Annotated in this window: 28 protein-coding genes; 17 read left to right on the plus strand and 11 right to left on the minus strand. The window is 74.9% G+C overall.

Going from position 1 to position 25,862, the window contains the following annotated elements:
- Positions 1–59: 59 nt before the first annotated feature.
- Positions 60–668: a Maf family protein gene (locus Q5530_RS10850; RefSeq protein WP_380634694.1), complete on the minus strand. Its 609-nt coding sequence runs from the start codon at positions 666–668 to the stop codon at positions 60–62.
- 162 nt (positions 669–830) lie between these two features.
- Here Q5530_RS10850 and Q5530_RS10855 point away from each other — a divergent pair, with 162 nt between their 5' ends.
- Positions 831–1,238 (plus strand): hypothetical protein, encoded by a 408-nt coding sequence (locus Q5530_RS10855; protein ID WP_415362028.1) that lies wholly within the window; start codon positions 831–833, stop codon positions 1,236–1,238.
- On the opposite strand, the gene Q5530_RS10860 is transcribed toward Q5530_RS10855, so the two are convergent.
- Together Q5530_RS10860 and Q5530_RS10865 are read right to left on the minus strand one after the other, a co-directional pair.
- Complete coding sequence (locus Q5530_RS10860; protein WP_415362029.1) at positions 1,235–1,444, minus strand: acyl-CoA carboxylase subunit epsilon; 210 nt, start codon at positions 1,442–1,444, stop codon at positions 1,235–1,237. The genes Q5530_RS10855 and Q5530_RS10860 overlap by 4 nt on opposite strands.
- Positions 1,441–3,072 (minus strand): acyl-CoA carboxylase subunit beta, encoded by a 1,632-nt coding sequence (locus Q5530_RS10865; RefSeq protein ID WP_415362030.1) that lies wholly within the window; start codon positions 3,070–3,072, stop codon positions 1,441–1,443. Before Q5530_RS10865 ends, Q5530_RS10860 begins: the two co-directional genes overlap by 4 nt.
- Before the next feature lie 176 nt (positions 3,073–3,248).
- Here Q5530_RS10865 and Q5530_RS10870 point away from each other — a divergent pair, with 176 nt between their 5' ends.
- The 7 genes from Q5530_RS10870 (at position 3,249) to Q5530_RS10900 (ending at position 9,369) form a co-directional block, all read left to right on the plus strand.
- A complete protein-coding gene (locus tag Q5530_RS10870; protein ID WP_415362031.1) occupies positions 3,249–4,028 on the plus strand; it encodes a biotin--[acetyl-CoA-carboxylase] ligase in 780 nt (259 codons plus the stop codon).
- 30 nt (positions 4,029–4,058) lie between these two features.
- A complete protein-coding gene (locus Q5530_RS10875) occupies positions 4,059–4,577 on the plus strand; it encodes a PH domain-containing protein (RefSeq protein ID WP_415362032.1) in 519 nt (172 codons plus the stop codon).
- Positions 4,564–5,493 carry a hydroxymethylglutaryl-CoA lyase gene (locus tag Q5530_RS10880; protein ID WP_415362033.1) on the plus strand — a complete coding sequence of 310 codons (930 nt, stop codon included), beginning with the start codon at positions 4,564–4,566 and terminating at the stop codon, positions 5,491–5,493. The genes Q5530_RS10875 and Q5530_RS10880 overlap by 14 nt, the downstream gene beginning before the upstream one ends.
- Positions 5,494–5,634: 141 nt before the next feature.
- Positions 5,635–6,087, plus strand: a complete 453-nt coding sequence (locus Q5530_RS10885; RefSeq protein ID WP_415362034.1) for a YbaB/EbfC family nucleoid-associated protein — start codon at positions 5,635–5,637, stop codon at positions 6,085–6,087.
- Positions 6,084–6,392 (plus strand): WXG100 family type VII secretion target, encoded by a 309-nt coding sequence (locus Q5530_RS10890; protein ID WP_415362035.1) that lies wholly within the window; start codon positions 6,084–6,086, stop codon positions 6,390–6,392. Before Q5530_RS10885 ends, Q5530_RS10890 begins: the two co-directional genes overlap by 4 nt.
- 35 nt (positions 6,393–6,427) lie before the next feature.
- A complete protein-coding gene (locus tag Q5530_RS10895; RefSeq protein ID WP_415362036.1) occupies positions 6,428–9,088 on the plus strand; it encodes a TNT domain-containing protein in 2,661 nt (886 codons plus the stop codon).
- Positions 9,085–9,369: a hypothetical protein gene (locus Q5530_RS10900; protein ID WP_415362037.1), complete on the plus strand. Its 285-nt coding sequence runs from the start codon at positions 9,085–9,087 to the stop codon at positions 9,367–9,369. The genes Q5530_RS10895 and Q5530_RS10900 overlap by 4 nt, the downstream gene beginning before the upstream one ends.
- A gap of 20 nt (positions 9,370–9,389) precedes the next feature.
- Here Q5530_RS10900 and Q5530_RS10905 read toward each other — a convergent pair whose 3' ends face one another.
- Positions 9,390–10,664, minus strand: coding sequence for an ATP-binding protein (locus Q5530_RS10905; RefSeq protein ID WP_415362038.1), 1,275 nt, complete (start codon positions 10,662–10,664; stop codon positions 9,390–9,392).
- A complete protein-coding gene (locus Q5530_RS10910; protein ID WP_380634673.1) occupies positions 10,664–11,335 on the minus strand; it encodes a response regulator transcription factor in 672 nt (223 codons plus the stop codon). The genes Q5530_RS10905 and Q5530_RS10910 overlap by 1 nt, the downstream gene beginning before the upstream one ends.
- A gap of 33 nt (positions 11,336–11,368) precedes the next feature.
- Between Q5530_RS10910 and hisN the strand changes: the two genes are divergently transcribed.
- Complete coding sequence (gene hisN / locus Q5530_RS10915; RefSeq protein ID WP_415362039.1) at positions 11,369–12,154, plus strand: histidinol-phosphatase; 786 nt, start codon at positions 11,369–11,371, stop codon at positions 12,152–12,154.
- A gap of 1 nt (position 12,155) precedes the next feature.
- Here the strand turns inward: hisN and Q5530_RS10920 are convergent, their stop codons facing one another.
- Genes Q5530_RS10920 through Q5530_RS10930 form a run of 3 tightly spaced genes read right to left on the minus strand, consistent with a single transcriptional unit; the run spans position 12,156 to position 15,650 of the window.
- Entirely contained in the window at positions 12,156–12,710 is a 555-nt protein-coding gene (locus tag Q5530_RS10920) for a GtrA family protein (protein WP_415362040.1), read from the minus strand.
- A gap of 35 nt (positions 12,711–12,745) precedes the next feature.
- A complete protein-coding gene (locus Q5530_RS10925) occupies positions 12,746–13,261 on the minus strand; it encodes a GtrA family protein (RefSeq protein ID WP_415362091.1) in 516 nt (171 codons plus the stop codon).
- A 34-nt stretch (positions 13,262–13,295) separates the two neighbouring features.
- Positions 13,296–15,650 carry a sigma-70 family RNA polymerase sigma factor gene (locus Q5530_RS10930; RefSeq protein ID WP_415362041.1) on the minus strand — a complete coding sequence of 785 codons (2,355 nt, stop codon included), beginning with the start codon at positions 15,648–15,650 and terminating at the stop codon, positions 13,296–13,298.
- 148 nt (positions 15,651–15,798) lie between these two features.
- On the opposite strand from Q5530_RS10930, the gene Q5530_RS10935 reads away from it, so the two are divergent.
- The gene (locus Q5530_RS10935; protein WP_415362042.1) at positions 15,799–16,605 is read left to right on the plus strand and encodes a GGDEF domain-containing protein; all 807 of its coding nucleotides are present in this window, start codon (positions 15,799–15,801) and stop codon (positions 16,603–16,605) included.
- 183 nt (positions 16,606–16,788) lie between these two features.
- On the opposite strand, the gene Q5530_RS10940 is transcribed toward Q5530_RS10935, so the two are convergent.
- Positions 16,789–17,265 (minus strand): ricin-type beta-trefoil lectin domain protein, encoded by a 477-nt coding sequence (locus tag Q5530_RS10940; RefSeq protein ID WP_415362043.1) that lies wholly within the window; start codon positions 17,263–17,265, stop codon positions 16,789–16,791.
- Between the two features lie 302 nt (positions 17,266–17,567).
- Between Q5530_RS10940 and Q5530_RS10945 the strand changes: the two genes are divergently transcribed.
- The 6 genes from Q5530_RS10945 (at position 17,568) to Q5530_RS10970 (ending at position 22,824) form a co-directional block, all read left to right on the plus strand.
- Positions 17,568–17,957, plus strand: a complete 390-nt coding sequence (locus tag Q5530_RS10945) for a GntR family transcriptional regulator (RefSeq protein ID WP_380642667.1) — start codon at positions 17,568–17,570, stop codon at positions 17,955–17,957.
- On the plus strand, positions 17,954–18,826 hold the full coding sequence (locus tag Q5530_RS10950) for an ATP-binding cassette domain-containing protein (RefSeq protein ID WP_415362044.1): 873 nt from the start codon (positions 17,954–17,956) through the stop codon (positions 18,824–18,826). The genes Q5530_RS10945 and Q5530_RS10950 overlap by 4 nt, the downstream gene beginning before the upstream one ends.
- Positions 18,823–19,842 carry a hypothetical protein gene (locus Q5530_RS10955; RefSeq protein ID WP_415362045.1) on the plus strand — a complete coding sequence of 340 codons (1,020 nt, stop codon included), beginning with the start codon at positions 18,823–18,825 and terminating at the stop codon, positions 19,840–19,842. Before Q5530_RS10950 ends, Q5530_RS10955 begins: the two co-directional genes overlap by 4 nt.
- A gap of 70 nt (positions 19,843–19,912) precedes the next feature.
- Positions 19,913–21,106 carry a 5-(carboxyamino)imidazole ribonucleotide synthase gene (locus Q5530_RS10960; RefSeq protein ID WP_415362046.1) on the plus strand — a complete coding sequence of 398 codons (1,194 nt, stop codon included), beginning with the start codon at positions 19,913–19,915 and terminating at the stop codon, positions 21,104–21,106.
- The gene (gene purE / locus Q5530_RS10965; RefSeq protein ID WP_415362047.1) at positions 21,103–21,624 is read left to right on the plus strand and encodes a 5-(carboxyamino)imidazole ribonucleotide mutase; all 522 of its coding nucleotides are present in this window, start codon (positions 21,103–21,105) and stop codon (positions 21,622–21,624) included. The genes Q5530_RS10960 and purE overlap by 4 nt, the downstream gene beginning before the upstream one ends.
- A gap of 36 nt (positions 21,625–21,660) precedes the next feature.
- The gene (locus Q5530_RS10970; RefSeq protein WP_415362048.1) at positions 21,661–22,824 is read left to right on the plus strand and encodes an acyl-CoA dehydrogenase; all 1,164 of its coding nucleotides are present in this window, start codon (positions 21,661–21,663) and stop codon (positions 22,822–22,824) included.
- Here the strand turns inward: Q5530_RS10970 and Q5530_RS10975 are convergent.
- Complete coding sequence (locus tag Q5530_RS10975; protein ID WP_415362049.1) at positions 22,821–24,461, minus strand: ATP-binding protein; 1,641 nt, start codon at positions 24,459–24,461, stop codon at positions 22,821–22,823. The genes Q5530_RS10970 and Q5530_RS10975 overlap by 4 nt on opposite strands.
- Positions 24,462–24,698: 237 nt before the next feature.
- Here Q5530_RS10975 and Q5530_RS10980 point away from each other — a divergent pair, with 237 nt between their 5' ends.
- A complete protein-coding gene (locus Q5530_RS10980; RefSeq protein ID WP_415362050.1) occupies positions 24,699–25,103 on the plus strand; it encodes a DoxX family protein in 405 nt (134 codons plus the stop codon).
- Positions 25,104–25,160: 57 nt separating this feature from the next.
- Here the strand turns inward: Q5530_RS10980 and Q5530_RS10985 are convergent, their stop codons facing one another.
- Positions 25,161–25,856 carry a TIGR03089 family protein gene (locus Q5530_RS10985; protein ID WP_415362051.1) on the minus strand — a complete coding sequence of 232 codons (696 nt, stop codon included), beginning with the start codon at positions 25,854–25,856 and terminating at the stop codon, positions 25,161–25,163.
- Between the last annotated feature and the right edge of the window lie 6 nt (positions 25,857–25,862).

Here is a 25,862-nt window from a genome sequence, read left to right on the forward strand (position 1 = left end):
CTCCCCCAACGCTCGACGCCCAGGGGGAACTTCCCGGATCGGGGGAAGTGTGACAACCGCTACCAGATGCTGGACACCGAGACGCCGACCTTGCGCAGCAGGCGGCGGGTGAGCGGCAGGCTGATGCCGATCACGCTGGACGGGTCACCGTCGATGCCGTCCACGAACCAGCCGCCCAGGCCGTCGAGCGTGAACGCGCCCGCGACGTGCAGCGGCTCGCCGGTGGCGAGGTACGCCTCCAGCTCGTCGTCGGTGGGGCGGCCGAACCGGACGGTGGTCGACTCGTGGTCGACGGCCCGGTCGACGACCACGCCGTCCCGCACCAGCAGCACGGCGTGCCCGGTGAGGAGGGTGCCGGTGGTGCCCGCCATCCGCTTCCACCGCTCGCGGGCCACGTCGGTGGTGCCGGGCTTGCCGTGCACCTCGCCGTCGGCGGTGCGGAGCATCGAGTCGCAGCCCACGACCACCTCGTCCCCGGTGGAGCCGCCGGCGATGGCCTCGGCCTTGGCCAGGGCCAGCGCGGTGACCAGCTGCTCGGGGGTGGGGTCGGTCAGCGAGGCGGCGAGGGCGTCCTCGTCCACGCCGGAGACCCGGACCTCGGGCTCGACGCCGGCGGCGCGGAGGACGGCTAGGCGGGCGGGTGACTGCGAGGCCAGGACGAAGCGCACGGTCGGAAGCCTAAGGGGGACGGGGCGGGTGGCTCGCGGTAGGCCGAGCGGGTGGACGGCGCCGGGGGGAGCGCTGCTGGGCCTGGGCTGGGCGGCGCCGCGCGAACCGGCTGCGTAGATCTACCGATGCGCGCCCCGCCACCGTTGGGCAACCTCGGAGAGGTGCAGCGTTGGGCTCTGGTGGTGCGTCGGGCGGACCGGGGTCGCGGTCGCCGCCGGTGGTTGTTCGTCCTGCCGGCCGTGGCGGTGCTGGGGGTGGCGCTGAAGGTCGTGTCCACCGACCCGGTCGGGTACGGCGTCCCCTTCTGGCCCTTCGCCGACGCGGGCGACCGGGTCGAGAGCCGGGTCATGGGCGAGGTCACGACCACCGCCCGCGCCCTGCGCCGCCTCGACGCCGTCCCCGGCGCGGTGGCCGGGGAGGACGGCGTCGAGGTGCTGGAGGCGCGGGTGGCGGCGGGGCGCATGTGGATGCGGGTCCGCCTGCGCGTGCCCGACGGCGTCCGGTGCCGCGAGGTCGGCGTCCTGCGGGACGTCGCCACGCAGGTCACCAGCCGCCGGGTGGAGTGCTAGGGCAGGCCGGAGGACCGCCACGCGCCGGGGCCGGCGTGGAGGGGGCGGCGGACCAGGCGCGAGCGGTCCGCCCACGCCGAGCGGCGGGGTGCCGCGGCCTGCGGCGCGGGCCGGGACGCGAGCGCCGCCACGACGGCGGTCAGGGCGGCCAGTTCCTCGTCGTCCGGGTTGCCGCGCACGACCCGGAGGTGCGGCTGCGCGCTCACAGCGGGATGTTCCCGTGCTTCTTGGGCGGCAGCACCTCGCGCTTGTCGCGCAGGATCGCCAGCGCACGGGCCACTTGCGCCCGGGTGAACGACGGCGGGATCACCGCGTCCACGTAGCCGCGCTCGGCCGCCACGTACGGGTTGCACAGCGCGTCCTCGTACTCGCGCTGCAACCGGGCCCGCAGCGCGTCGACGTCCTCGCCGCCGTCGACCGCGGCGGCCAGGGTCTTGCGGTGCACGATGTTGGCCGCGCCCTGCGCGCCCATCACCGCGATCTGCGCCGTCGGCCACGCCAGGTTGACGTCCGCGCCGAGGTGCTTGGACCCCATCACGTCGTACGCACCGCCGTACGCCTTGCGGGTGATCACGGTGACCAGCGGCACGGTGGCCTCGGCGTAGGCGTAGATCAGCTTCGCGCCGCGCCGGATGATGCCGTTCCACTCCTGGTCGGTGCCGGGCAGGAAGCCGGGCACGTCGACGAAGGTCAGCACCGGGATGTTGAACGCGTCGCAGGTCCGCACGAACCGCGCCGCCTTCTCCGAGGCGTCGATGTCCAGGCAGCCCGCGAACTGGGTGGGCTGGTTGGCCACCACGCCGACCGAGTGGCCGTCGACCCGGCCGAACCCGATCAGGATGTTCGGCGCGAACAGCGGCTGGACCTCCAGGAACTCACCCCCGTCCAGCACCCGGGTGATGACCTCGTGCATGTCGTACGGCTGGTTGGCCGAGTCCGGCACGAGGGTGTCCAGCTCGCGGTCGGAGTCGGTGACCGAGTCCTCGACCGAACCGTGCACCACGTCGTCCGGCGCGTCGAACACCGGCGCCTCGGCCAGGTTGTTGGCCGGCAGGTAGGACAGCAGCTCCTTGACGTAGGAGATGGCGTCCTCCTCGTCGGCGCCCAGGTAGTGGGCGTTGCCCGACTTGGTGTTGTGGGTGCGGCCGCCGCCCAGCTCCTCGAAGCCCACGTCCTCGCCGGTGACGGTCTTGATCACGTCCGGGCCGGTGATGAACATGTGCGAGGTCTGGTCGACCATGACCACGAAGTCGGTGAGCGCCGGCGAGTACACGTGCCCGCCCGCGTTCGCGCCCATGATCAGCGAGATCTGCGGCACGACACCGGACGCGGCCACGTTGCGGCGGAAGATCTCGCCGTAGAGGCCCAGCGAGACGACGCCCTCCTGGATGCGCGCGCCGCCGCCCTCGTTGATGCCGATGATCGGCCGGCCGGTCTTGATCGCCAGGTCCATGACCTTGACGATCTTCTCGCCGTACACCTCGCCGAGGGACCCGCCGAACACCGTGACGTCCTGGCTGAACACGCACACCGGGCGGCCGTCGACGGTGCCGTAGCCGGTCACCACGCCGTCGCCGTAGGGCCGGTTGCGGTCCTGGCCGAAGTTGGTCGAGCGGTGCCGCGCCAGTTCGTCGAGCTCCACGAACGAACCCGGGTCCAGCAGCAGCTCGATGCGCTCCCGGGCGGTCTTCTTGCCCTTGGCGTGCTGCTTCTCGACCATGCGCGCCGAGCCGGCGTGCACGGCCTCCTCGTTGCGCCGGTGCAGGTCGGCCAGCTTCCCGGCCGTGGTGTGGACGTCCGGCTCCTCGCCGACGGGGGCGGTCGCACTGCTCATGACCGGGCAGCTTAGCCGGCTGCGCCAGGCCCCGTCCGGGCTAGTAGCCCAGGTCACGATCGGTCGATTTGACCTCCAGCGCGCTGGAGGTCGCAGGCTTGGCGGGAGCGGCCCGCCCCGCCTCCACACCGCTCCGACACAGCGCGCGGTGCGGGCCGCTCCTACCCTGCACACCCGTGGACGCCGCAACCCTCCGCGACCGGCTCGTCGGCCCCTACGCCGCCGTCGACGTCGTCGCCAGCACCGGATCGACCAACGCCGACCTGCGCGCCGCGGCGGGCTCGGGCGCGCCCGACCGCACCGCGCTGATCGCCGGGGAGCAGCTCTCGGGCCAGGGCAGGCGCGGCCGCGGCTGGGTCTCGCCCACCGGCGGCCTGTACCTGAGCGTGCTGTTCCGCCCAGTCGGCGTGCCCGCGCAGCGCGTGCCGTGGCTGACCCTGTTGGCCGGGGTCGCCCTGGTCCGCGCCGCGGCCGACGCGGGCGTCCGGGCCACCCTGAAGTGGCCCAACGACCTGCTGGTGGGCGGTGCGAAGGCCGCGGGCGTGCTCGCCGAGGTCACCGCCGACGAGGCCGTGGTGCTGGGCGTGGGCCTCAACGTGGCCAGGCTGCCCGCCGACGTCGAGCCCGGCGCGGGCGGCCTCGCGCCGACCAGCCTGGCCGACCACGCCGCGGCGCCGGTGGACCGCACCGAACTCGCCGTCTCGCTGCTCCGGCAGCTGCACGACCTGGAGGCCCGGTGGCGCGGGCTGGCGGGCGACGACCCGGCGCTGCGCGAGGAGTACCGGGCGCACTGCGCCACGCTGGGCCACCCGGTCCGGGTCGAGCTGGCCCGGGGGGTGGCGCTGCTCGGCACCGCCCGCGACGTGGCGGACGACGGCACCCTGGTGGTCCGCGACGAAACGGGCGCCGACCACCCCGTTTCCGCCGGGGACGTGGTGCACCTGCGGGTACGGTGAGGCGAGCACCAGCCACCGAAGGGGACCGCCGTGGCCCACCCGGACGACCTGCTCGGACCCGGCGAGCACGTCGTGATCGACAAGCACCCCCACTGGAGGGCGCTGTTCCTCCCGGTGGTCGCGTCGGTCGCGCTGGCCCTCGGCGGCGCGTCGCTGGCGGGACCCGTGTCGGCCCTGACGTGGGCGACGACCGCGTGGTTCGTGCTGGCCGGTGTCACCGCGGTGCTGGTGGCGTGGCTGGTGGTCGCGCCGGTGCTGCGCTGGCTCACCACGCACTTCGTCGTCACCGACCGGCGGGTCATGTGCCGGATCGGCGTGGTCCGGAAGGCTCGGCTGAACCTGCCGCTGGAACTGGTCCACGACGTCCGCTTCGAGCAGGGCGCGCTGGACCGGCTGCTGGGCTGCGGCACGCTGGTGGTCGAGTCGGCCGCGGACGGGCCGCTGGAGTTCGACGACATCCCGGCGGTGGCGGAGGTGCGCGCGGCGCTGGGTCGAGTGCTCGACGGCGGGCACCTACAGGAGGGCAGGAGCACGAATGGGCGCGCGTGAGGTCGGCCTGCCGGAGGCGGTCGCGGGCGACGGGTTGCCGGACCGCGTCACGATCTGGGAGGTCGGACCGCGGGACGGCCTCCAGAACGAGTCCGGGGTGGTCCCCGTGGCCACCAAGCTGGAGTTCCTGGACCGGCTGGCCGACGCGGGCGCCTCGGTCCTGGAGGCGACCAGCTTCGTGCACCCGAAGTGGGTGCCCCAGCTCGCCGACGCCGAGGAGCTGCTGGCCGGCCTGGACCGGCGGGCCGGCGTCGACTACCCGGTGCTGGTGCCCAACGAGCGCGGCCTGGAGCGGGCGCTCGCGGCGGGCGTCGACCACGTCGCGATCTTCGCCAGCGCCACCGCGTCCTTCGCCCGGCGCAACCTGAACCGGTCCCTGGACGAGCAGTTCGCCATGTTCGACCCGGTGGTCACCCGCGCCAAGGCCGAGGGGCTGCGGGTCCGGGGCTACGTCTCCATGTGCTTCGGGGACCCGTGGGAGGGCGCGGTCGGGCGCGAGCAGGTCGTGGGGGTCGGCAAGCGCCTGCTGGACATGGGCTGCGACCAGCTGTCCCTGGGCGACACCATCGGCGTGGCCACGCCGGGGCAGGTCACCGCGCTGCTGGCGGCGTTCGGCGACGTCGACCGGCTGGCCGTGCACTTCCACGACACCTACGGCCAGGCGCTGGCCAACACGCTGGCCGCGCTGCGGGCGGGCGTGACCGCGGTCGACTCGTCGGCCGGCGGGCTGGGCGGCTGCCCCTACGCGGAGTCCGCGACCGGCAACCTGGCGACCGAGGACCTGGTGTGGATGCTCGACGGCCTCGGGATCGGGCACGGCTTCGACCTGGACCGGCTCGCCGACACCAGCGCGTGGATGGCGGAGCGGCTGGGCCGGCCGAGCCCGTCGCGGGTGGTCCGGGCCCTGCGCGGGTAGCGCCGGACCCGAGGGTCCCTCACGTGCGACGCGCCGTGCGCACAGGTTTCCCCCGAAGGGCCCCGGAACCGGGTGCCGGGTCGTAACGTCCAACGCGCGACCGACGACCATGCCCGGCGACGGTTGGAACCGGAGGTGGCCGTGACGACCGATCACCGCGCCCGGGTCGACGAGCTGCTCGCCGACTACCGGCGCAGCCGAGAGCAGCTCGCGTCCGTGCAGCGCGACCTGGCCGGGGTGACGGCTGCCGCGAGCAGTCCGGGCGGGGAGGTGACCGCGGTGGTGGACGCCCGCGGCACGCTCACGGACCTGGAGCTGACCGACGCCGCCTACCGGTTGCGGCCCCCGCAGCTCGCCCAGTTGGTCGTGCGCACCGCGCGGGAGGCCGTGGCCCTGGCCGCCGAGCGCACCTACCGGGCGCTGGGCCCGGCGCTGCCCGCCGGGACCGACCCGGAGGCGCTGGTGCGCGGCACCGCCGACCTGAGGCCCGAGGAGATCGCGCCGTCCGCGCGGCCCGGCCGGGTCGACGAAGACGAGGACTTCGAGCAGCGCGACTGGCTGGACGTCGACGCCACCGGGAGGCACCTGAGATGACCGGCTTCCACACCGACCTCGCCCGCCTCACCGAGGGGGCGCAGGACTTCGGCGCGTTCGCCGAGCGCGCCGGGAAGATCGCGGGCGACCTGGGCGTCGCGCTCGACTCCCTGGGCGCGTGCTGGGGCGACGACGCGGTGGGGCAGAGCTTCGCGGCCGGCCACGTGGGCCCGTCCGGCGACGTGCTGAGCGGGATGGGCGCGCTCGGCCCCGGTTTCGGCGGCGTCGGTGAGCGCCTGACCGAGACGGCCCGCACCTACCGCGAGGCCGAGCGGGGCAACACCGACTCGTTCCGCGCCCTCTGACCCCCGCGCCGTCCGAAACACTCCTGGGAGCCGCCATGGGCATCGAGCTGCCGGCCGAACTGGTCGAGGTCGCCGCCAAGGCCGGGGTCGCGTGGCCCCGGGCCGACGAGGACGCCATGCGCGCGTCCGCCACCGCGTGGCGCGAGGCGGGCACGCGGCTCGCCGCGCTGGCCGGCGAGTCCGACGGCGCCGCGACCAGGGCGCTGGGCTCGATGAGCGGGGCGACCGGCGACGCGGCGCGCGGGCACTGGAACGCGTTCACCGCCCCGGACGGCGCGCTGAACTCGGCCGTGCGCGGCTGCCGCTCGGCGGCGGACCGGCTGGACCACGCGGCCGAGCAGATCGGCGCGGCGAAGGCCGAGCTGGTGCGCGAGCTGGTGAACCTGGCCAGGAACAACGACGCGGCGCAGCAGGCCGCGACCGCCGGCCACCCGACGGCGCTGCTGGGGCTGGACACGGCGGTGCGGGGCGCGGCGACCAACGTCGCCCACCTGACCGACGTGCTGACCAACGCGGTGCGGCTGGACAGCGGCGTCACGGTGGGCGGGAGCCTGCCGCCGGTCGACACCAGCCCCGGTGTGCACGGGCCCGGGGTCGACGGGGCGGGTCCGGGCGGGTCCGGTGACGCGCCCGGCCAGGGCGGCGACCAGGGGCGCGGCAACCAGTCGAACGGCGGCGGGCTGCCGGGTGGTGGGCTGCTGGGTGGCGGCGCGCTCGTGGACGGGCTGCTCGGCAACGGCGGTGGCAACGGCAGTGGCGCCGCTGATGGCGGTGGCAGCGGTGGCGACGCGGGCGGCAGCCGGGCTCCCGGGCTCGTCGGCGGGCTGCTGGGCGGGGTCGCGGACACGGTCGGCGCGGTGGCCGACCCGCTCGTGGGCGCGGTCGGCGCGGTGGCACCGCCCGTCGCCGCGGTCGTGGACCCGCTGGTCGACACGGCCGAGGACGTGGTGAGGGGCGCGGGCGACACCGTCGACCAGGCCCTGCCCGGTCCGGGGGGCCAGGGGCAGGGTCAGGGGCATGGCCCGGCGGGCCAGGGTCCGGGTGCCGGTCAGGGGCCGCCCGCCGCCGCGCCCGGCCTGGTGAACCAGGTCCTGAACCCGGTGGACCACGTCGTGAGGCCGGTCGCGGACGCGGTCGGCGGCTCGGTCCCGGGCGCGCCCGTCGTGGACGCGGTCGGACGCTCGGCCGACACGGTCGGCCAGTCGGCGGCGGCGGTCCTGGACCGGCCGGTGCTGCCGGTCGACACCCCCCACGCGCCCGCGCAGCAGTCCGCCGCCCCGGCGGCGAACCAGGCCGCCCCGCAGGGACCCTCGTTCGGCGGGACGACCGGTGGCGCGCCCGGCGCGTCCCCGGCGGCCGGTGCGGCGGCCACCCAGTCCCCGGTGGCCAACGCCGGGGCGCAGGCGTCCGCGCAGCCGGGCCAGGCCGCGCCGAAGGCGGAGGCGCGGGCCGCGCAGGCGGCCGTGCCCGCCCAGGGCGCGCCGGGTCAGGGGGCCGGTGCGGCGGGCTCGGGTCAGGGCTCGTCGGGTCAGGGGGCCGCTCAGGGGCAGAACCAAGGGCAGAACCAGGGCCAAGGGCAGAACCAGGGGCAGGGCCAGGGGCAGGGGCAGAACCAGGGCGCGGCCAAGGACGCCGGTGCCGCCAAGGGCGAAGCCGCCAGGACCGAGGCCCAGGCCAAGACCGAGGCGCCGGCCAAAGCGGACACCCAGGCCAAAGCGGACGTCAAGGGCGAGGCGAAGGCCGAGTCCACGGCCGGCGACCTGCGCGAGGCGCTGATCACCGCCGCCCGCGACGTCAAGGACGCGGCCCAGGACGGCTCGCTCGCGTTCGCCGTCGTGCCGATCCCGGTCGCCCGGGACGGCGCGGCCCGGACCCCGCTCCTTTCGGGCCCCGCCCCGGAGACCCCGCCGGCCCGGCGGGACGAGCCCGAGCCCGACCCGGTCCCCGCCGCGAGCACCGCGCGGCCGGGCACCGAGGCCGCCGCGCTGTTCCTGGCGCACATGTTCCCCGGCGGCACGCTGCCCCGGCCCCGCACCGCGCCGGTCCGCCAGCTCCCGCCGCCGTCCGGCGAGCAGGTGTTCGCGGCCGGCCTCCGGTTCGAGCCGGGCGGCCACCCGGACCGGCACCTGGTCGACACCTCCGCGCAGCTCGGCCTGGACCTGACCTACGGCGACCGGCTGCGGTCCCGGCTCTCCGGCGCGGCCGGCGACCCGGCCGCCGAGCCGCGACCCGCCGTCGCCCGCCCGCGCCTGGTGCTCGCGCCGGGCGCCGCGCCCGACCCCGCGCTGCTGGTCGGCCACGACCCCCAGGCCGGGATGCACGAGCGCGACTGGGACCGCCGCTTCCTGGTCCGGTCCGACCCGCCGGAGTACGCGTGGCCGCCCGGCGAGCTGTTCCCCGAGGGCGGCTACGAGGCGGGGCAGCCCGGCGTGCTCGCGGTCGGCGTGGAGCTGGACCGGTTCGGCCCGGCCGAGGGCCGGGTGCTGTCCGAGTCGGGCACCGCCTACGCCGCCCGCTCGCTGCCGCCCGCGCTGCTCGACGCCGGCCACCACCGCTACCGGGTCGCCCGGGTGCTGCCGGTGTGGTTCACGCTGTCCGCCGGGTGGTTCGGGCAGCCCGGCGGTGGCGTCCGCTACCGCACCACCCACCCCGTGGCCGACCTGCTCGCCCTGGGCTACCTGGAGGAGGTCCGGTGAACGCGGAGTCGGTCGAGGGCTGGCTGCTGGCCGTGGGCGTGCCCGCCGAGGTCGTGTCGATCGGGGCGGAGGCCGAGAACCGGTGGTGCCTGCTGCCCACCGAGGAGGGCTTCGAGGTCTTCTGGCGCGAGCAGGGCAACCGCTACGACTGGGCCGCGTTCACCAGCGAGGACGTGGCCTGCCACTACCTGTTCGGGCGCCTGGTGTGGGCGCAGGTGGTGCGCGGCGCGGTCGGCGTGCTGCCGGAGGCGGCGGAGCGGAGCGCACCCGGCGGGGCTTGAGACCCAGCGGGAGATGGGGTCTAGCGGGGCGTGAGGTCAGTCCGCCAGCTCACGCCCACCACGTCCTCGGCCTTCGGCACCGGCAGGAACACCGCGAACGTGGCGGGCCGGGCGGTGGACAGCTCCAGCCGCCCGCCGTCGGCGTCGACCAGGGCCCGCGCCAGCGCCAGGCCCACGCCCGTGGAGCCGCCGCCGGACACGCCGCGCTCGAAGATGTGGTGCGACAGCTCGTCCGGCACGCCCCGGCCCGAGTCGCTGACCTCCACGACCACCGTGCCGTCCTCCCGGCGCGCGGACACGACCACCTGGCCCTCGCCGTGCCGCAGGGCGTTGTCCAGCAGCACGCCGATCGCCTCGCGCAGCCGGGCGGGCGTGGCGCGCGCCAGCAACCCGTCCGGCACCCGCACCCGCAGCACGCGCCCGACGCCGCGCAGCGGCTCGCGCCACTCCTCCGCGATGGCGACCAGCTCCGCGGCGAGGTCCAGCGGCTCCGCGCCGACCGCGCGGGCGGCGCGGGCGGCGGCCAGCATCTCGTTGAGCACCTCGGCCAGCCGCTCGGCCTGCTCCAGCGCGGCCCGCGCCTCGGCCGCGGTCTCCGGCTCCGGGTGCAGCGACAGCGCCTCCAGTCGCAGCTGCAACGCGGTCAGCCGGCTGCGCAGCTGGTGCGACACGTCGCCGACCAGCTCCCGCTCCCGCTGCACCAGCTGGGCCAGCGCGATCGCGGACCGGTCCAGCGCGTCGGACACCAGGTCCAGCTCCGGCACGCCGTGCCGCCGGTCGTCGCTGCGGAAGTCGCCCGCGCCGAGCCGCGTGGCGCGGGCCGCCACGTGCCGCAGCGGCTCGGCGAGCCTGCGCGCGGTGACCCTGGCCACCACCGTGCCGGTGCCGACGGACAGCACCACCAGCAGCACCACGAGCCCCGACACCTGGTACTGCGTGGTGTGCACCGGGTCCGCGGACACCTCCAGCCGCACCGTGCCCTGCTGCGCGATCGGCACCTGCACCGACAGCGCGTCCTCGCCGGGGGTGCTGCCGAACTCCAGCACCCGGCCGCCCGTGGTGACCACGAGGTGGCCGCCCTCAGGCACCCCCACCTCGACCGGCCCCAGGTCGATCGGCTGCCCGTTCGCGATCTGGTCGTCGATGGAGGCCGCGATCCGCTGCGCCCGCGTGCTCAGGTCGTTGCGGGCGGCGCCCTCCACGAGCTGGAGCGCCGTGTAGCCGAGCGGGATGCCCAGGGCGAACCCGGTGACCGCGACGGCCAGCAGGATGGCCCGCAGGATGCGGCTGCGCATCAGTCGGCCGCGTTGAAGCGGAACCCGACCCCGCGCACGGTCGCGATGCGGCGCTCCACGCCGCGGGCGTCGCCGAGCTTGCGGCGCAGCCACGACATGTGCATGTCCAGGGTCTTGCTGCTCTTGAGCTCCGGGTCGTTCCAGACCTCGGACAGGATCTCGTCGCGGTGCACGACCTGGCCCGCGCGCTGGATCAGCACGCGCAGCAGCTCGAACTCCTTGTTGGCCAGCTGCACCTCCTGCCCGTCCACGGTGACGCGGCGGGCGGCGAGGTCCACGCGGACGCCGTTGACCTCCAGCGTGCCGGGGGCGCGCCGGCGCAGCAGCGCCCGGATCCGGGCCATCAGCTCGGCCAGCCGGAACGGCTTGGCCACGTAGTCGTCCGCGCCCGCGTCGAGCCCGACCACGAAGTCCACCTCGTCGGACCGGGCGGTGAGCATCAGCACCGGCAGGCCGCGCCCGTTCGCGCGCAGCCGGCGGCACACCTCCAGGCCGTCCATGCCGGGCAGGCCCAGGTCGAGCACCAGCAGGTCGATGCCGCCGTGCGCGGCCGCGTCCAACGCGCCGGGACCGTCCCCCACCACCTGCACCTGGTACCCCTCGCGCTGAAGCGCGCGGGACAGCGGCTCCGCGATCGCCGGGTCGTCCTCGGCCAACAAGACCACGCTCACGGCACCCAGCGTAGGCGTGGCACGATCGCCCGCGTGTCCGCCCTTCGCGCAGATCTCGCCCTCGCCCTCCGCCTCGCCGACGAGGCCGACCTGATCACCACCTCCCGGTTCCGCGCGCGCGACCTGGTGGTGGAGCGCAAGCCCGACCGCACCCCGGTCACCGACGCCGACGTGGCCGTGGAGGACGCGATCCGCGCCGTGCTGGCCGTCGAGGCGCCGGACGACCAGGTCGCGGGCGAGGAGCGGGGCGGCGCGGTGGGCGCCGGGCGCGCGTGGGTGGTCGACCCGATCGACGGCACCAAGAACTTCCTGCGCGGCGTGCCGGTGTGGGCGACGCTGATCGCGCTGGTGGAGGACGGCACGCCGGTCGTCGGGGTGGTCAGCGCGCCCGCCCTGGGCCGCCGCTGGTGGGCGTCGACCGGGGGCGGCGCGTTCTCCTCGGACGCCTCGGGGGAGCGGCGGATCGCCGTGTCCGGGGTGCGCGACCTGTCCGACGCCTACCTGTCCACCACGCACCTGGGCTCGTGGGTCGAGCACCACTCGCGCGAGGCGTACCTGGCGCTGGTGGACGCGTGCTGGGAGAACCGGGCGTTCGGCGACTTCTGGCAGCACTGCCTGGTCGCGGAGGGCGCGATCGACGTGGCCGCCGAGGCGGTGGTGAACCCGTGGGACGTCGCGCCGTTCCAGGTGCTGGTGACCGAGGCGGGCGGGCGGTTCAGCGACCTGACCGGGGCCGGCCGCTACGACGGCGGCAGCGTGCTGACCAGCAACGGGCACCTGCACGAGGCCGCGCTGGCGGTGCTCGCGGGCGGCCGCTAGGTCACGAGTGGCCGAGGGCCTGCTCGTCCTCCTCGGGCAGGTCGTAGGCGCGGGTCACCCGGCGCGGGCGGTAGTCGGCCTGCGGGAAGACCCACCTCTTGTAGCCGTACCAGCGGAACACCATGGCGATCAGGGTGCCGATCACCTGCGCGCTGAGGAAGTCGGAGAACTCCTCCGCGAGCCGGCTGACGTTCGGCTCCTGGAGGTGCAGCAGGTACCGCGACACCCACAGCGGCGCGGAGTTCAGCACGATGCCGATCCCGTTGATCAGGAAGAACAGCGCGGCCTCGTGCCTGCGCTCGCGCCCGCCCCGGGTCTTGAACGACCACTCGCGGTTGAGCACGTAGGACACGATCGTGGCGACCAGGGTGGCCACGATCTTCGCCGTCACCGGGTGCTCGCTGAGCACGATCGACTTCAGGCCGAAGAAGATGGCCGTGTCGATCACGAAGCAGGTGCCGCCCACCAGCGCGAACTTGAGCAGCTCGCGGTGCTTGAGCGCCAGCGAGCGCAGCGGTTCGGGCAGGCGCAAGACCACGTTCTCGACCACGGACACCACAGCATTGTACGGAGCGGCGGTAAAAGCGCTGTTCAGGCCACGTCGAGCTGTTCGCGCACGACCCGCAGCTCCTGCACCGGCGGGCGGGCGTCCGCCTGGGGGAAGACGAACTTGCGCATCGCCCAGAACTTGAAGCCGGTGGCCAGCAGCATCCCGATCACCCCGCCGCTGGCGAAGTCGGCCACCTCCGAGTGCAGGTCGAACACGTGCCGCGACGCGTACAGCGGCAGCAGGTTCACCCCGACGCCGATCCCGCTGACGAGGAAGAACAGCGCCGCCTCGTGGTGCCGCTCCCGGCCGCCGCGGGTGTGGAACGACCACTCGCGGCTGAGCACGTAGGAGGCGATGACCGCCACCAGCACCCCGATGGCCTTGGCCGTGACCACCTTGTCGTCCAGGACGGTGAGCTTGAGCGCGTACCAGACGCCGTTGTCGATCAGGAATGTCGTGCCGCCCACGGCGGCGAAGCGGATCAGCTCCCGGTGCTCGCGGACCAGGGAGCGAACCGGTTCCGGCAGACGGCCCAGGAGCCTGCGCACGAGTGGCAGCACCGGGGTAGGTTACCGGCCGGTGATCGACCGATCACGAAGGGGTTCGACAGGGGTCGGGCAGCAGGTCGCCCAGGATCGGCAGCCACGGCAGGAGCGGTTGGCAGGGCTCGGTCCGCCCGGTGGTGGTCGTCGGGGTGGTGGTCGTCGTCGTGGGCGGCGCGGTCGTGGGCGGCCCGGTCGGCTGCGGCGGCGGGTCGGTCCGCGACGTCGTGGTCGGGGTGGTCGGCCGCGGCGGCGCGGGCGGTGCGGTGGTCGACGAGGTGCCGGTCGGTCGGGGGACCGTCGTGGCCGTCGTGGGCGTGGTCGTCGGGGTGGTGGTGGTCGGCCGCGGGGTGCCGGTCGGCTCGTCGGCCGGGGGTTCCGGCTCGCCGTGGCCGTGGCCGGGGCGCCGCGAGACCGGCACCTCGACGCTGCGGGAGGCGGTGCCGAGGGTGGCGGTCACCCGGACCACGCCCTCCCGCCACGGCACGCCGAACACCCACACGGGCAGCTGGAACGACCCGCCCCGGTCCAGCCGCACCTCGCACACCACCCGGTGGTGCGACCGCTCGCACCCGCGCCACAGCGTGACCAGGGTGAGGTGCTCGTCGCCCTCGACCACCAGGCGCAGGGTGCCGGGCCGGCCGCCGGTGTTGACCGCCGTGACGTCCAGCCTCGGGTCCCAGAAGTGGTGCTGCCACGTGCGCACCGACAGCTCCAGGGCGTCCTCGGCCGGGGTGACCTCGACGTCGACCTCGATGTCCACGCTGATCGCGGTGCCGGCGCTGACCGTGCCGGTGATCAGGCCGGTCATCGCCTCCCAGTCGGCCTGGAGGTGGAACACGAACGTGGCGGTGCCGCCGGGCGCGAGGCCCTGCGGGGTGGCGCAGGTGATCGCGCCGACGCCCGCCGGGCAGGTCACGGTCTGCTCGGGCAGGCCGTCGAACTGCGCCAGGCGGCGCGGCGCGAACGACGCCGGTCCGCCGACCGACCGCACGCCGGGCGGCAGCAGCAGCGCGGTGCCGGCGGGCGCGGAGGCGGTCTCGCCGGTGTTGCGCACGGTGATCGGCAGCGCGACCGGGTCCGTGCCGGGGGTCAGGCTGAAGCCGCTGGGCACGGTCGGCACCAGGTTCGGCGGCGTCGGCTCGGGTTCGGGCTCCGGTTCCGGCTCGGGTTCCGGCTCGGGTTCCGGCTGCGGTTCGGGCTCGGGTTCCGGTTCGGGCGCCGGTTGCGGTGCGGGTTGCGGCTGCTCCGGCACGGCTTCGGTGGTCGTCGTCGGCGCCGTGGTCGTGGTGGGCGCGGTGGTGGTCGACGGGGCCTGCGTCGGCGAGGGCGCGGTGGTCGGCAGGACCCGGGTGGCGGTCGTGGGCAGCGGCGAGAGCTGCGCGGCGGGCACCTCCTGCTCACCGCCGGTGGCCAGGCCGATCGCCACCGCGAGCGCCAGGGCCGCCACGGACGCCGCCGCGCCGAGCGCCTGGCGCGGCGCGGAGGTGAGCAGGTTGGCCACGCCGCCCGAGCCGGTCGCGGAGCCGCCGGCCGCCGTGCCCGCCACCCCGGCCGCTCCGGCGGTGACCGCCCCGGCGGTGACCGCGGCGGCCTTGGCGCTGCCCGCCGCGGCGGCGAGGTAGCCGCCGGCGCCCAGGCCCAGCACCATGGGCGCGATGATCCCGCGCAGCGCCCCGTTGACGTCGGCCAGCTCGGCGGCCAGCGCGCGGCAGTTCGTGCACTCGTCCAGGTGGGTCTCGACCTGGGCGGTCTCCCGCTTGGACAGCCCGCCGCGGGTCCACGCGCCCAGCCGGTCGACCGTGGCGCGGCACCGCTCGGCCTGCGTCTCGGCCAGGTGGACCTGGAGGTACGCCTGCTTGAGGCCCTCGCGGGCCCGGTAGGCCAGCGCGGACACGCCGTTGGCGGTCAGGCCCAGCAGCGGCGCGACCTCGGCGGGCGACTGGCCCTCGATCTCGGTGTGCCACAACACGGTCTGCCAGCGCTCGGGCAGCCGGGCGAACGCCCGCGCGGCCAGCGACCGCTCCAGGCCCGCCACGGCGGTGTCGGCGAAGGGCACGGCGGTCGCCTCGGGCGCGGCCTCGGCCACGTCCTCGGAGAGTTCGAGCTTGCGGTCCCGGCGCGTCTTGTCGTAGGCCGTGTGGCGCAGCGCGGTGAGCAGGTAGGCGCGGAAGGCCGTGTCGGGGCCGCGACCGGCGCGCAGCGTGTCCAGGACCTTGGCGAAGGCGTCCGAGACCAGGTCGTCGCACTCGGCGGAGGACCTCGCCAGCTGGCGGGCCAGGTTGTAGGCGGCGCCCACGTGCCGTTCGTAGAGCTGCCCGTAGGCGTCGGTCGACCCGGCGCGCACGGAGTCGATCAGCTCCGCATCGCTGGGTCCCTGGACGTCAGCAGGAACGGTCGCCACGTGTTTCCCCTCCTCGCGCGGGGCCAGTTTGGCGCACCAGGTCGCACACCGTCACGGGAAGACCCTCAATCGTGTCCTGTGAATGCCGTCATGGATGACGCCCGGCGACGTCCCTCACCCGGCAGACCGACATCGAGGAGGCATCCGAGTGGGTGTTCGGGTAGCGGTGGCACGGCGGTTCGGCGCGGGCGGTGCACGCGTCCTGCGGTCGAGGTGGCGGACCGCGGCCATGGCCGCGGGCTGGGCCTTCCCGGCCGACTGGCCGGTGCGCGAGGTCGACGAGGTCTGCTCGGCGGTGCTGGACGCGGCGGACCCGAGCGGCGCGCTGTACCGGCTGGGCGGCGCGCGGGCCGAGGCCGGCGCCGGGCTGGCCGAGACGCTGCTGGACCTGGCGGCGCTGCACGCGGTGCTCACCGGGCCGAGCGGGACCGACGGGATGGTCTCCCCGGACGTGGACGCGGTGCCCGCGCGGATGCTCCGGGCCGCCGCCCTGGGCTGGGGCGAGGTGGTGAGCTCCCAGGCGGCCGAGTGCGCCGCGGACAACCCGCTGACCGGCCTGGCCACCTCCGCGTACCTGCGCACCCGGTTGCGCGAGGTGTACGCGGAGGAGCGCGCCACCGGCCGCCGGGAGCACGCGCTGGTGCTGGCGTCGCTGGACCTCGGCCGGGTGAGCGGCTGGTCCCGGGTGGTGGCGATGACGCTGCTCGCGGACGCGCTGCGGGAGGTGTTCGACGCGGGGCAGACGCTGGCCTCGATCGGCCCGGCCACGGCGTGCGTGCTGCTGCGCCGCGACCACACCCTGCCCAGGGTGCTGGCCAACCTGCGCCTGCTCGCCGCCGACCGGCTGGCCGTGGACCCGCACGTCGCGCCCACCGGCCCGGTCCGGGTCCGGGTGGAGGAGCTGCCCGGGACCTGGGACGAGGCCGCCGCGCTGATCACCGGGCTCGGGCGCTGAAACCCCTGTCCGGCGCCCGCCCCGTGCCCCACCGGGCGGGGACCGGTGCCGCACGCGCCGGCCGCGGGGCCGTGCCCGGCGGGAGGGCCGGCGCCCCCGCGGCGACGAGGGGCCCCGCGGGGCGCGGCGCGTCGACCGGGGCGCGCCCGGCCGACGCGCTCCTGGCCGACGCGCGCCCGGCCGCTACTCGCCGATGATCCAGCGCTGGTCGGCCCGACCCGGCTCGCACGGTGCGAGGACCAGCTCCTTGTAGACGCCGTTGTGCGTGACGCAGTGGTCGGTGTCGCCCAACTCGAACAGCCAGGTGCGGTAGCCGTCGTAGGAGCCGCCCACCCACCGCTGCTCCGCGGAACCGTCGCAGTCCCGCCCGGCCAGCCTGCCGCTGATCGAGGTCACGCACCAGCCGTAAGCCTTGCTCTTGATGGTGCCGTCGTCGGCGATGTACCACTTCTGGTTGTTCTCCCCGTGGTACGGGTGGGGGATGACCGGGAAGTCGGGGTCCCACGCCCAGTTGGTCTGGTCCCACACGTCGTCCACCCTGGTGTCGCTCCGGATCACCCACTCGTCCTGTCGGGTGTCGGGCTGGGCGGCGTTGGCGATCGGTGCGGCGAGCAGTGCCGAGGCGGCAACGGCGGCGGCGAGGATCCGTCCGGGTGTCATCAGCTCTTCCTTCCGGTGTCCGGGTTCGTGCGCACCGTCGAGTAAAAGCGCCGGCCGGGGCCCGCGAGCGGCGGAAAGACCATGGTGGAGGGAAATGACCCGGTCCGGTCGGAGCGGGCGTCGTCACGGTCACGGACGCGGAGGGCGGCGACGCCCCGGGGTGGAAAGCCCTCACCCGATCCGGGGAGGGGCCCGCTCGGAGCGCCGCGCCGCTCGGGCCCGTTGGCGGCTTGACAACCCCCCGGGCCTTCCTGAACGGTGTCGCAGTGTCTTAGTTGACCAGAACAATTTGGAGGCGCCGGGTGGAGTTCCACGTCGACCGGGCCAGCGGCCTCCCTGCGTACCTCCAGCTGGTGCGCCAGGTCCGCGAGGCGCTGCGCCTGGGGTGGTTGGGGCCGGGCGACCGGCTGCCGACCGTGCGCGACGTCGTCGCGACCAGCGGGGTGAACGCGAACACGGTGCTCAAGGCGTACCGGGAACTGGAGATGTCCGGCCTGGTCGAGGCGCGCCAGGGGTCGGGGACGTTCGTGAAGGCGGGTCTCGGCTCGACCTCGCCCGAGGTGATGGCCGCGCTGCGGGCGCGGCTGGCCGTGTGGGTGGGCGAGGCGCGCGAGGCGGGGTTGGACGCCGAGGACATCGACGCCCTGGTGCGGTCGGTGCTGGCCAACGGGGAAGGGGTGGCGGTCGCATGACGACCGTGGTCGAACCTGTCGACACCACCGCGGTCGCGGTGCGCGCGCAGGGGCTGGGCAAGCGCTACAAGGACAGGTGGGCGCTGCGCGAGTGCGCGTTCGAGCTGCCCAGGGGGCGGGTGGCGGCGCTGGTCGGCGCGAACGGCGCGGGCAAGACGACGCTCATGACGGTCCTGTCGGGCCTGCTGCGGGCCGACGAGGGGTCGGTGGTCGCGGCCGGCCGGGTGGCGTTCGTGTCCCAGGACAAGCCGGTCTACCGGAACTTCACCGCCGCCGAGGCGCTGCGCCTGGGCGCGCGGCTCAACGTGGTGTGGGACGAGCCGCGCGCCCGCCGCTGGCTGGAGCGCTTCGAGGTCCCGCTGGACCGGGCGTGCGGGCGGCTGTCCGGCGGCCAGCAGGCGCAGGTGGCGTTCGCGCTGGCGGTCGGGTCCCGGCCGGACGTGCTGATGCTCGACGAGCCGCTGGCCAACCTCGACCCGCTGGCCCGCCGCGAGGTCACCGCCGAGCTGCTGGCCGAGGTCGACGAGACCGGCATGACCGTGCTGCTGTCCACCCACGTGGTGGCCGAGCTGGGCGGCGTGGCGGACTACCTGCTGCTGCTCGCGCACGGCAGGCTGCTCGCGGGCGGCGAGCTGGACGACCTGCTCGCCCGCCACGTCAGCTACACCGGTCCGCGCTCGGAGGTGCCGCCCGCGCTCGGCCGGGTGGTCGAGGCGCGGCACCGGGGCAACCAGTCGACGTTCCTGGTCGAGCTGCCCGAGGACCACCCGCGGCCGGTCGTCGCCGGGCCCTGGCGCGAGCGGCCGGTGACCTTGGAGGACTACGTGCTCGCGCAGCTCGCGGCCACCCGGAAGGGGTTCGGGGCATGACCCCCACCACCACGACCGCCGAGGCCGTCGCCCCGGCGGCCACCCGCGCCCGCGTCGGCTGGGGCGACCTGCTCTGGCTGACCTGGCGGCAGCACCGCTGGACCGTCGGCGGCACGGCCGCGATCGCGGCCGGCCTGTCGGCGCTGGCGCTGGGCGTGGCCTGGCACGTCGAGGCCACCGGCCACGCGCGGCACTCGCTGCTGTTCGACGAGTACACCTACGACAGCGTGGCGCGGGCGCTGGCGCTCGCCCCGCTGATGACGGGCGTGCTGGTCGCGGTGTTCTGGGCGGCCCCGCTGCTGGCCCGCGAGTACGAGCAGCGCACGCACCTGGTGGTGTGGACCCAGGACCTGACCCCGGTCCGCTGGCTGACGGGCAAGGTCGTGCTGCTCGGCGCGGCGGCCGCGGGGCTGTCGGCGGGCCTCGGCGCGGCCGTGGTGCTGCTGCTGAACACCGTGAACGCGCACTCGGCCGAGGGGCAGCGGTTCGGGCCGTTCGACAGCGACGCGTTCGAGGTGGTGCCGCACGTCCAGGTCGGCTACGCGCTGTTCGGGTTCGCGCTCGGCCTCGCGCTCAGCGCGGTCACCCGCCGCACGGTGCTGTCCATGGGGCTCTCGTTCGGCGTGTTCTTCGTGGTCCGGGGCCTGGTGGCGAGCCTGTGGCGGCCCTACTACGCGACGCCGCTGCGCACCGCGATGCCGTTCGACCCGGTGGCGGGCGGATCGAGCGAGGACGTCTGGCCGGGACCGGACCACCTGGTGGTGGACGTGGGCTACCTGAACGCGGCGGGCGCCGAGGTGGAGGTGTCCCACACCGCCTGCGCCACGCCGAACAGCGGCCCCGAGGAGTACGGGCGCTGCCTGGCCGACCAGGGCGTGGTCCAGCTGTTCGTCGACCACCACCCCCCGGACCGCGTGGTCCCCTTCCAGCTGGTCGAGCTGGGCGTCTACACCGCGTTCGCGGCCGGTCTGCTGGTGCTGACCTTCTGGTGGGTCAAGCGGATGCACCGGGTGTGACGAGGGGGAGGTCCCGCACCTGCCGGGGGTGTGCGGGACCTCCTGTTTGTGCAGGTAGACTCACCGAACCGTGGACTCCCGTACCCGCCTCCCCGTAGTCGGCATGATCGGCGGCGGCCAACTGGCGCGCATGACGCACCAGGCCGCCATCCCGCTCGGCCAGTCGCTGCGCGTGCTCGCCGAATCGGACTCCGACCCCGCCGCGCTCGTCGCCCGCGACGTGGAGCTGGGCGGGCACACCGACCTGGAGGCCCTGCGCGGGTTCGCCAAGTCCTGCGACGTCGTCACCTTCGACCACGAGCACGTGCCGCAGGAGCACCTGCGCGCGCTGGCCGCCGAGGGGGTCAAGGTCCTCCCCGGGCCGGACGCGCTGGTGCACGCGCAGGACAAGCTGGTCATGCGGGTGCGGCTGGCCGGGCTGGGGCTGCCGGTGCCGCCGTTCGCCGAGGTGCGCGAGCCTGGCGACGTGCTGCGGTTCGGGGCCGAGCACGGCTGGCCGTGCGTGCTCAAGGCGGTGCGCGGCGGCTACGACGGCCGCGGCGTGTGGATGCTGAACACGCCGCAGAGCGCGCAGCGCGTGGTGCCCGAGCTGCTGGAGGCCGGCACGCCGCTGATGGTCGAGCAGTGCGTGCCGATGCGCCGCGAGCTGGCCGCGCTGGTCGCGCGCTCGCCGTTCGGGCAGGGCGCGGCCTGGCCGCTGGTGCAGACCGTGCAGCGGGAGGGCATCTGCGTCGAGGTGCTGGCGCCCGCCCCCGACTCGGACGGGCTGACCGAGCGGGCCCAGGAGCTGGCCCTGACCGTGGCCGCGGAGCTGGACGTGGTCGGGCTGCTGGCCGTGGAGCTGTTCGAGACCGCCGACGGGCTCGTGGTCAACGAGCTGGCGATGCGGCCGCACAACTCCGGCCACTGGACCATCGAGGGCGCGCGGACCTCGCAGTTCGAGCAGCACCTGCGCGCCGTGCTGGACTACCCGCTCGGCGCGACGGACCTGGTCGCGCCCGCCGTGGTGATGGCCAACGTGCTCGGCGCGCAGTCCCCGCCGGAGATGGGGCCCGACGAGCGGCTCCACCACCTGTTCGCCCGGTTCCCCGACGCGCGCGTGCACCTGTACGGCAAGGCGGAGCGACCGGGGCGCAAGATCGGCCACGTGACCGTGCTCGGTGAGCGGATGGACGAGGTGCGGCGGCGGGCGGGGCTCGCCGCGCACTGGCTCTCCGACGGCGTGTGGCTGGACGGGTACGACATCCACGGGGGGCAGCGGTGACGCAGGTCGGCGTGATCATGGGCAGCGACTCGGACTGGCCGGTGATGGGGGCCGCCGCCGAGGCGCTGGCCGAGTTCGGCGTGCCGTACGAGGTCGGCGTGTACTCGGCGCACCGCACGCCGCAGCGGATGCTGGACTACGCGGCGTCGGCGGCGTCCCGGGGCCTGAAGGTGATCATCGCCGGGGCCGGTGGCGCGGCGCACCTGCCGGGCATGGTGGCCTCGGCGACGGTGCTGCCGGTCATCGGCGTGCCGGTGCCGCTGAAGTACCTCGACGGGATGGACTCGCTGCTGTCGATCGTCCAGATGCCGGCGGGCGTGCCGGTGGCCACCGTGTCGGTCGGCGGCGCCCGCAACGCGGGCCTGCTGGCGGTGCGCGTGCTGGCAGCGTCCGACCAGGTGCTGGCCGGGAGGATGGCGGAGTTCCAGGCGGCCCTGGCCGACCTCGTGCTGGAGAAGGACGCGGCCCTGCGGGCTGTTGCGGACGGCACAGCGGACAGGGGCGTGAACGCGCGCTAACATCCTGGTAGAGGCCCTACCGGGAGGTAACTTAACGTGGACCCGAGCTTCGGTACCTACCAGCTCGCCGAGGAGCACGAGGAGCTGCGGTCGGCGGTCCGCTCGCTGGCCGACAAGGAGGTCGCGCCGCACGCGGCGGACGTGGACGAGCGGGAGCGCTTCCCCTCCGAGGCGCTGGACGCCCTGGTCAAGTCGGGTTTCGCGGCCGTGCACATCCCGGAGGCCTACGACGGCCAGGGCGCCGACTCGGTGGCCACGTGCATCGTGATCGAGGAGGTGGCGCGCGTCTGCGCGTCGTCCTCCCTCATCCCGGCGGTGAACAAGCTGGGCACCATGCCGATCCTGCTGGCGGCGTCCGAGGAGCTGAAGCGGCAGGTCCTGCCGTCCATCGCGAGCGGCGCCGCGATGGCGTCCTACGCGCTGTCCGAGCGCGAGGCGGGCTCCGACACGGCGTCGATGCGCACCAGGGCCAGGCTCGACGGCGACCACTGGGTGCTCAACGGGTCCAAGTCCTGGATCACCAACGCGGGCGAGTCGACCTGGTACACCGTGATGGCGGTGACGGACCCGGACGCGCCGAAGAAGTCGCAGGGCATCTCGGCGTTCGTGGTGCACCGGGACGACCCCGGCTTCGTGGTCGGGTCGAAGGAGCGCAAGCTCGGCATCAAGGGCTCCCCGACCCGGGAGATCCACTTCGAGGACTGCGCCATCCCGGCGGACCGGATCATCGGTGAGCCCGGCACCGGTCTGAAGACCGCGCTGCGGACCCTGGACCACACCCGGCCGACCATCGGCGCGCAGGCGGTGGGCATCGCGCAGGGCGCCCTGGAGCAGGCCATCGCCTACACCAAGGAGCGCAGGCAGTTCGGCCGCGCGGTCTCCGACTTCCAGGGCGTGCAGTTCATGCTGGCCGACATGGCGATGAAGGTCGAGGCGGCCCGCCACATGGTCTACGTGGCGGCGGCGAAGGCGGAGCGGGGCGAGCCGAACCTGGGCTTCATCACGGCGGCGGCGAAGTGCTTCGCGTCCGACGTGGCGATGGAGGTGACGACGAACGCGGTGCAGCTGTTCGGCGGGGCGGGGTACACGCGGGACTTCCCGGTGGAGCGGATGATGCGGGACGCGAAGATCACGCAGATCTACGAGGGGACCAACCAGGTGCAGCGGGTCGTGATGTCGCGGGCGCTGCTCAAGGGCTAGGTCGACGGTCTCGGCCACGGCCCGGAGGTGCCCGGTCCCGGCGGCCGGGTCGCCTCCGGGCCGTGGCGTCGGGAGCCGGGGAACGGTCCGGTGGTCGCGCCGCTCCCCGACTCGGGGGCGTGGTCCCGCAGCAGTTCGTCCAGGCCCGCCTCGGCCGCGCGGATGTCGGCGTTGTCACCGGCCTCGCGAGCCTGCGCGAGAGCCGAGCGCAGGTGGCGGACGGCCTCCTCGTGCTCACCGAGCCGGGCGTGCGCCTGCGCCATGCTCCGCATCACCCGCCCCGCCTCCCGGGGGTCGCCGAGATCGCGGAACGCGGTCAACGCCTCCCGGCAGCACTCCATCGCGATGTCCAGGTGCCGGTACGGCAGGATCGCCTCGGCCGCGTCCCTCAGGTTGATCGCCGCCGCCCAGTGGTCGCCGAGTTCGTGGTTGATCGTCGCCGCCCTGCGGTGCCACTCGTACCTGCGCCAAGCGCCGAGCCGCCACACCGCGTCGAACCGGTCGGGCTCGTCGAGCACGGCGCGCTCCCGCGCGTAAACCCTGACGAGGTCGTGGAAGCGGTAGTGCGGACCGGTCCTCGCCAGCAGGTGCACCGCCACCAGGGATTCCAGCTCGATCCGGACGAGGCGGGCGGTCGTGTCCACCAGTACCGCGGCCGTCTCGACCGTGATGGTGGGGCTGTCGTGCACGCCCAGCAGGCGGAAGACCCGCTGCGGAGCCGGCGGCAACGCGTGGTAGGACCAGGAGAAGACGGGGCGCACCGCGGTGGTCTCGTCGTCGCCCGCGTCCAGCCCGTCGAGGCGATCGCGTTCGACCGAGAGGTCCCCCACCAGTTCGGCCAGCCGCATGGCGGGATCGGCGGAGACCCGCTGGGCGGCGATGCGCAGGGCCAGCGGCAGGCGGTCGCACAGCCGGACCAACTCCCGGGCGGCCCGCGGCTCGGCGTCGACCCGGTCGTGCCCGACGACCTCACCGAGCAACGTGATCGCGTCCTCCACCGGCATGAGCCCCAGGGCGATCGGCCGGGCACCGTCACGCGCCTCCAGGCCGTTCAAGCGGCTTCGGCTGGTGACGACCACGAAGCACGTCGGCGAGCCGGGGATCAGGGGGCGGACCTGCGCCGGGTCGGAGGCGTTGTCGAGCACCACCAGCGTCCGCCGCTCGGCCATGAGCGAGCGGTACAGCGTCGCCTTCCCGTCCGGGTCCTCGGGGAACCTGACGGGGCGGATGTCCAGGGCGTGCAGGAAGTGGTCGAGGACCTTGGCCGGCTCCGCCGGTCGGTGCGGGTCGTAACCGTGCAGGTCGGCGTAGAGCACCCCGTCCGGGAAGTGGTGCTTCACCCGGTGGGCCCAGTGGACGGCCAGGGCGGTCTTGCCGACGCCCGCGGTTCCGCCCAGGGCGGTGACGACGACGGTGCCGGTCCCGGCGGGTCCTCGTTCGAGGAGCAGGGCGTCGAGCCTGTCCAGGTCGTCCTTCCGGCCGGTGAACTGGGCGATGTCCGGCGGTAGCTGTTGTGGGACGGGGAGCCGGCCGGCGGGCGACGAGGTCATGCTCACCCCGCCGGTGATGTGCCCGGCCTGGATGACGTTGTGGGCCGTCCCGCCCAGTTCGATCCGCGTGGGAACTTCCTCGGTCACGGCGGCCCCCTCGTGCACGGCAACCCGGGCTTCTCGATGTGACCGAGCGTAGTTGCAGGAGTGTTCGATCGGGCGTCGCGGCGGCTCTCGCGCCAGGCGGCGGCGGAGGTGGAGCCCCGGGACCGGGTCCCTGTCGAGCCGCTGTGGAGTCCCTGTCGGGTGTCTGTCGACCCGGGTCAAGTCGTTGAAGGTTCATATAGCTTGCGGAGGTCGGTCGAACACGAAGGGGAGTCGTCAATGATCAAGGACGTGGCCGCGCTCATCGGGCGCATCGGGCTCGGCGTGGTGTTCATCGCGCACGGCTGGCAGAAGGTCGTCGGGTCGGGGATGGACGGCACGGCCGCCGGGTTCGCGGCGATGGGGGTGCCGCTGCCCACGCTGTCCGCCTGGTTCACCGCGATCGTCGAGCTGGTCGGCGGCGCGCTGCTGATCCTCGGCGTGGCCACGCCGGTGGTCGGCGCGCTGCTCGCGTTCGCCATGCTCGGCGCGCTGGTCATCGTGCACCTGCCCAACGGCCTGCTCGGCCAGGGCGGTTACGAGTACGTGCTCGTGCTCGCGGCGGCCTCGCTGGCCATCGGGTTCAACCCGGGCGCCCTCTCGGTCACCCGGCTGGCGCGGGCGAGGCAGCCGCAGCCCGCCTGACCGCCCGGCGGTCCTCCCGCCTCCTCCCGGGAGCGGGGGCGGGAGGACCGCCTGCACCTAGCCGACCAGGTCGAGGGTGGTCTGCTCGGCCACGCGGCGCGCGGGGAGCAGGTCCGGCGTGGCGCTGCTGCACTGCACCAGGGAACCGCCGCCCGCCAGCACGGCGAGGAAGCCGTTGAGCAGACCGTCCGGCAGGGACCAGTCCAAAGTGGACAGGACGCGCGAGGTGGTGGTGATGCCCAGCGTCTCCGCGCGGTGGTGCGCCTCCTGGACCACTTCGTCCACAGTGGACTTGAGCAGGGCGTGGGTCGAGCCGGGCACCGGCTCCCACGGCGCGAAGTCGTCGCCGAACACCCGGATCTCGTCGTTGTAGTCCACGGGCGCGCCGCTGCCCAGGCCCATCGGGTGCAGCGACACCACCGCCGTCACCGGGGCGCCGGGCGCGTCGGCACCGGGCGCCACGAGCGCCACCTTCGCGCCCGCCGGGTCGTCCGTCACCGCCGCGCCGCACCACCACGCGCCGAGCAGGACGCCGGCCGTCTGCCAGTGCGCGGGCAGCAGCACCGCCACCGGGTCGCCCGGCTCCACGTCGTGCTCGTCGCGCAGCCAGTTCGCCGTCTTCGCGGCCCAGTTCCGCACGGTCGCCCGCGACAGCTCCACCCGGGTGCCCGCGGCGTCGTCGTAATGGGTGATCAGGGGACGGCCGGGGTTCGCCGCGAACAGGGGCGCGAACAGGGCATCCGTGACGGTCATGGATCA

Source organism: Saccharothrix sp. BKS2 (genome assembly GCF_047689505.1).
GTDB classification, from domain to species: Bacteria; Actinomycetota; Actinomycetes; order Mycobacteriales; family Pseudonocardiaceae; genus Actinosynnema; species Actinosynnema lopnurensis.

Excerpts from the sequence above, each read along its gene's own strand:
- Q5530_RS10880 (WP_415362033.1), top strand. The coding sequence starts at position 4,564 with ATGGGCGCGCGTGAGGTCGGCCTGCCGGAGGCGGTCGCGGGCGACGGG.
- Q5530_RS10980 (WP_415362050.1), top strand. The coding sequence starts at position 24,699 with ATGATCAAGGACGTGGCCGCGCTCATCGGGCGCATCGGGCTCGGCGTG.
- Q5530_RS10865 (WP_415362030.1), bottom strand. The coding sequence starts at position 3,072 with ATGAGCAGTGCGACCGCCCCCGTCGGCGAGGAGCCGGACGTCCACACC.
- Q5530_RS10985 (WP_415362051.1), bottom strand. The coding sequence starts at position 25,856 with ATGACCGTCACGGATGCCCTGTTCGCGCCCCTGTTCGCGGCGAACCCC.
- Q5530_RS10895 (WP_415362036.1), top strand. The coding sequence starts at position 6,428 with ATGGGCATCGAGCTGCCGGCCGAACTGGTCGAGGTCGCCGCCAAGGCC.
- Q5530_RS10905 (WP_415362038.1), bottom strand. The coding sequence starts at position 10,664 with ATGCGCAGCCGCATCCTGCGGGCCATCCTGCTGGCCGTCGCGGTCACC.
- Q5530_RS10940 (WP_415362043.1), bottom strand. The coding sequence starts at position 17,265 with ATGACACCCGGACGGATCCTCGCCGCCGCCGTTGCCGCCTCGGCACTG.
- Q5530_RS10955 (WP_415362045.1), top strand. The coding sequence starts at position 18,823 with ATGACCCCCACCACCACGACCGCCGAGGCCGTCGCCCCGGCGGCCACC.
- Q5530_RS10950 (WP_415362044.1), top strand. The coding sequence starts at position 17,954 with ATGACGACCGTGGTCGAACCTGTCGACACCACCGCGGTCGCGGTGCGC.
- Q5530_RS10890 (WP_415362035.1), top strand. The coding sequence starts at position 6,084 with ATGACCGGCTTCCACACCGACCTCGCCCGCCTCACCGAGGGGGCGCAG.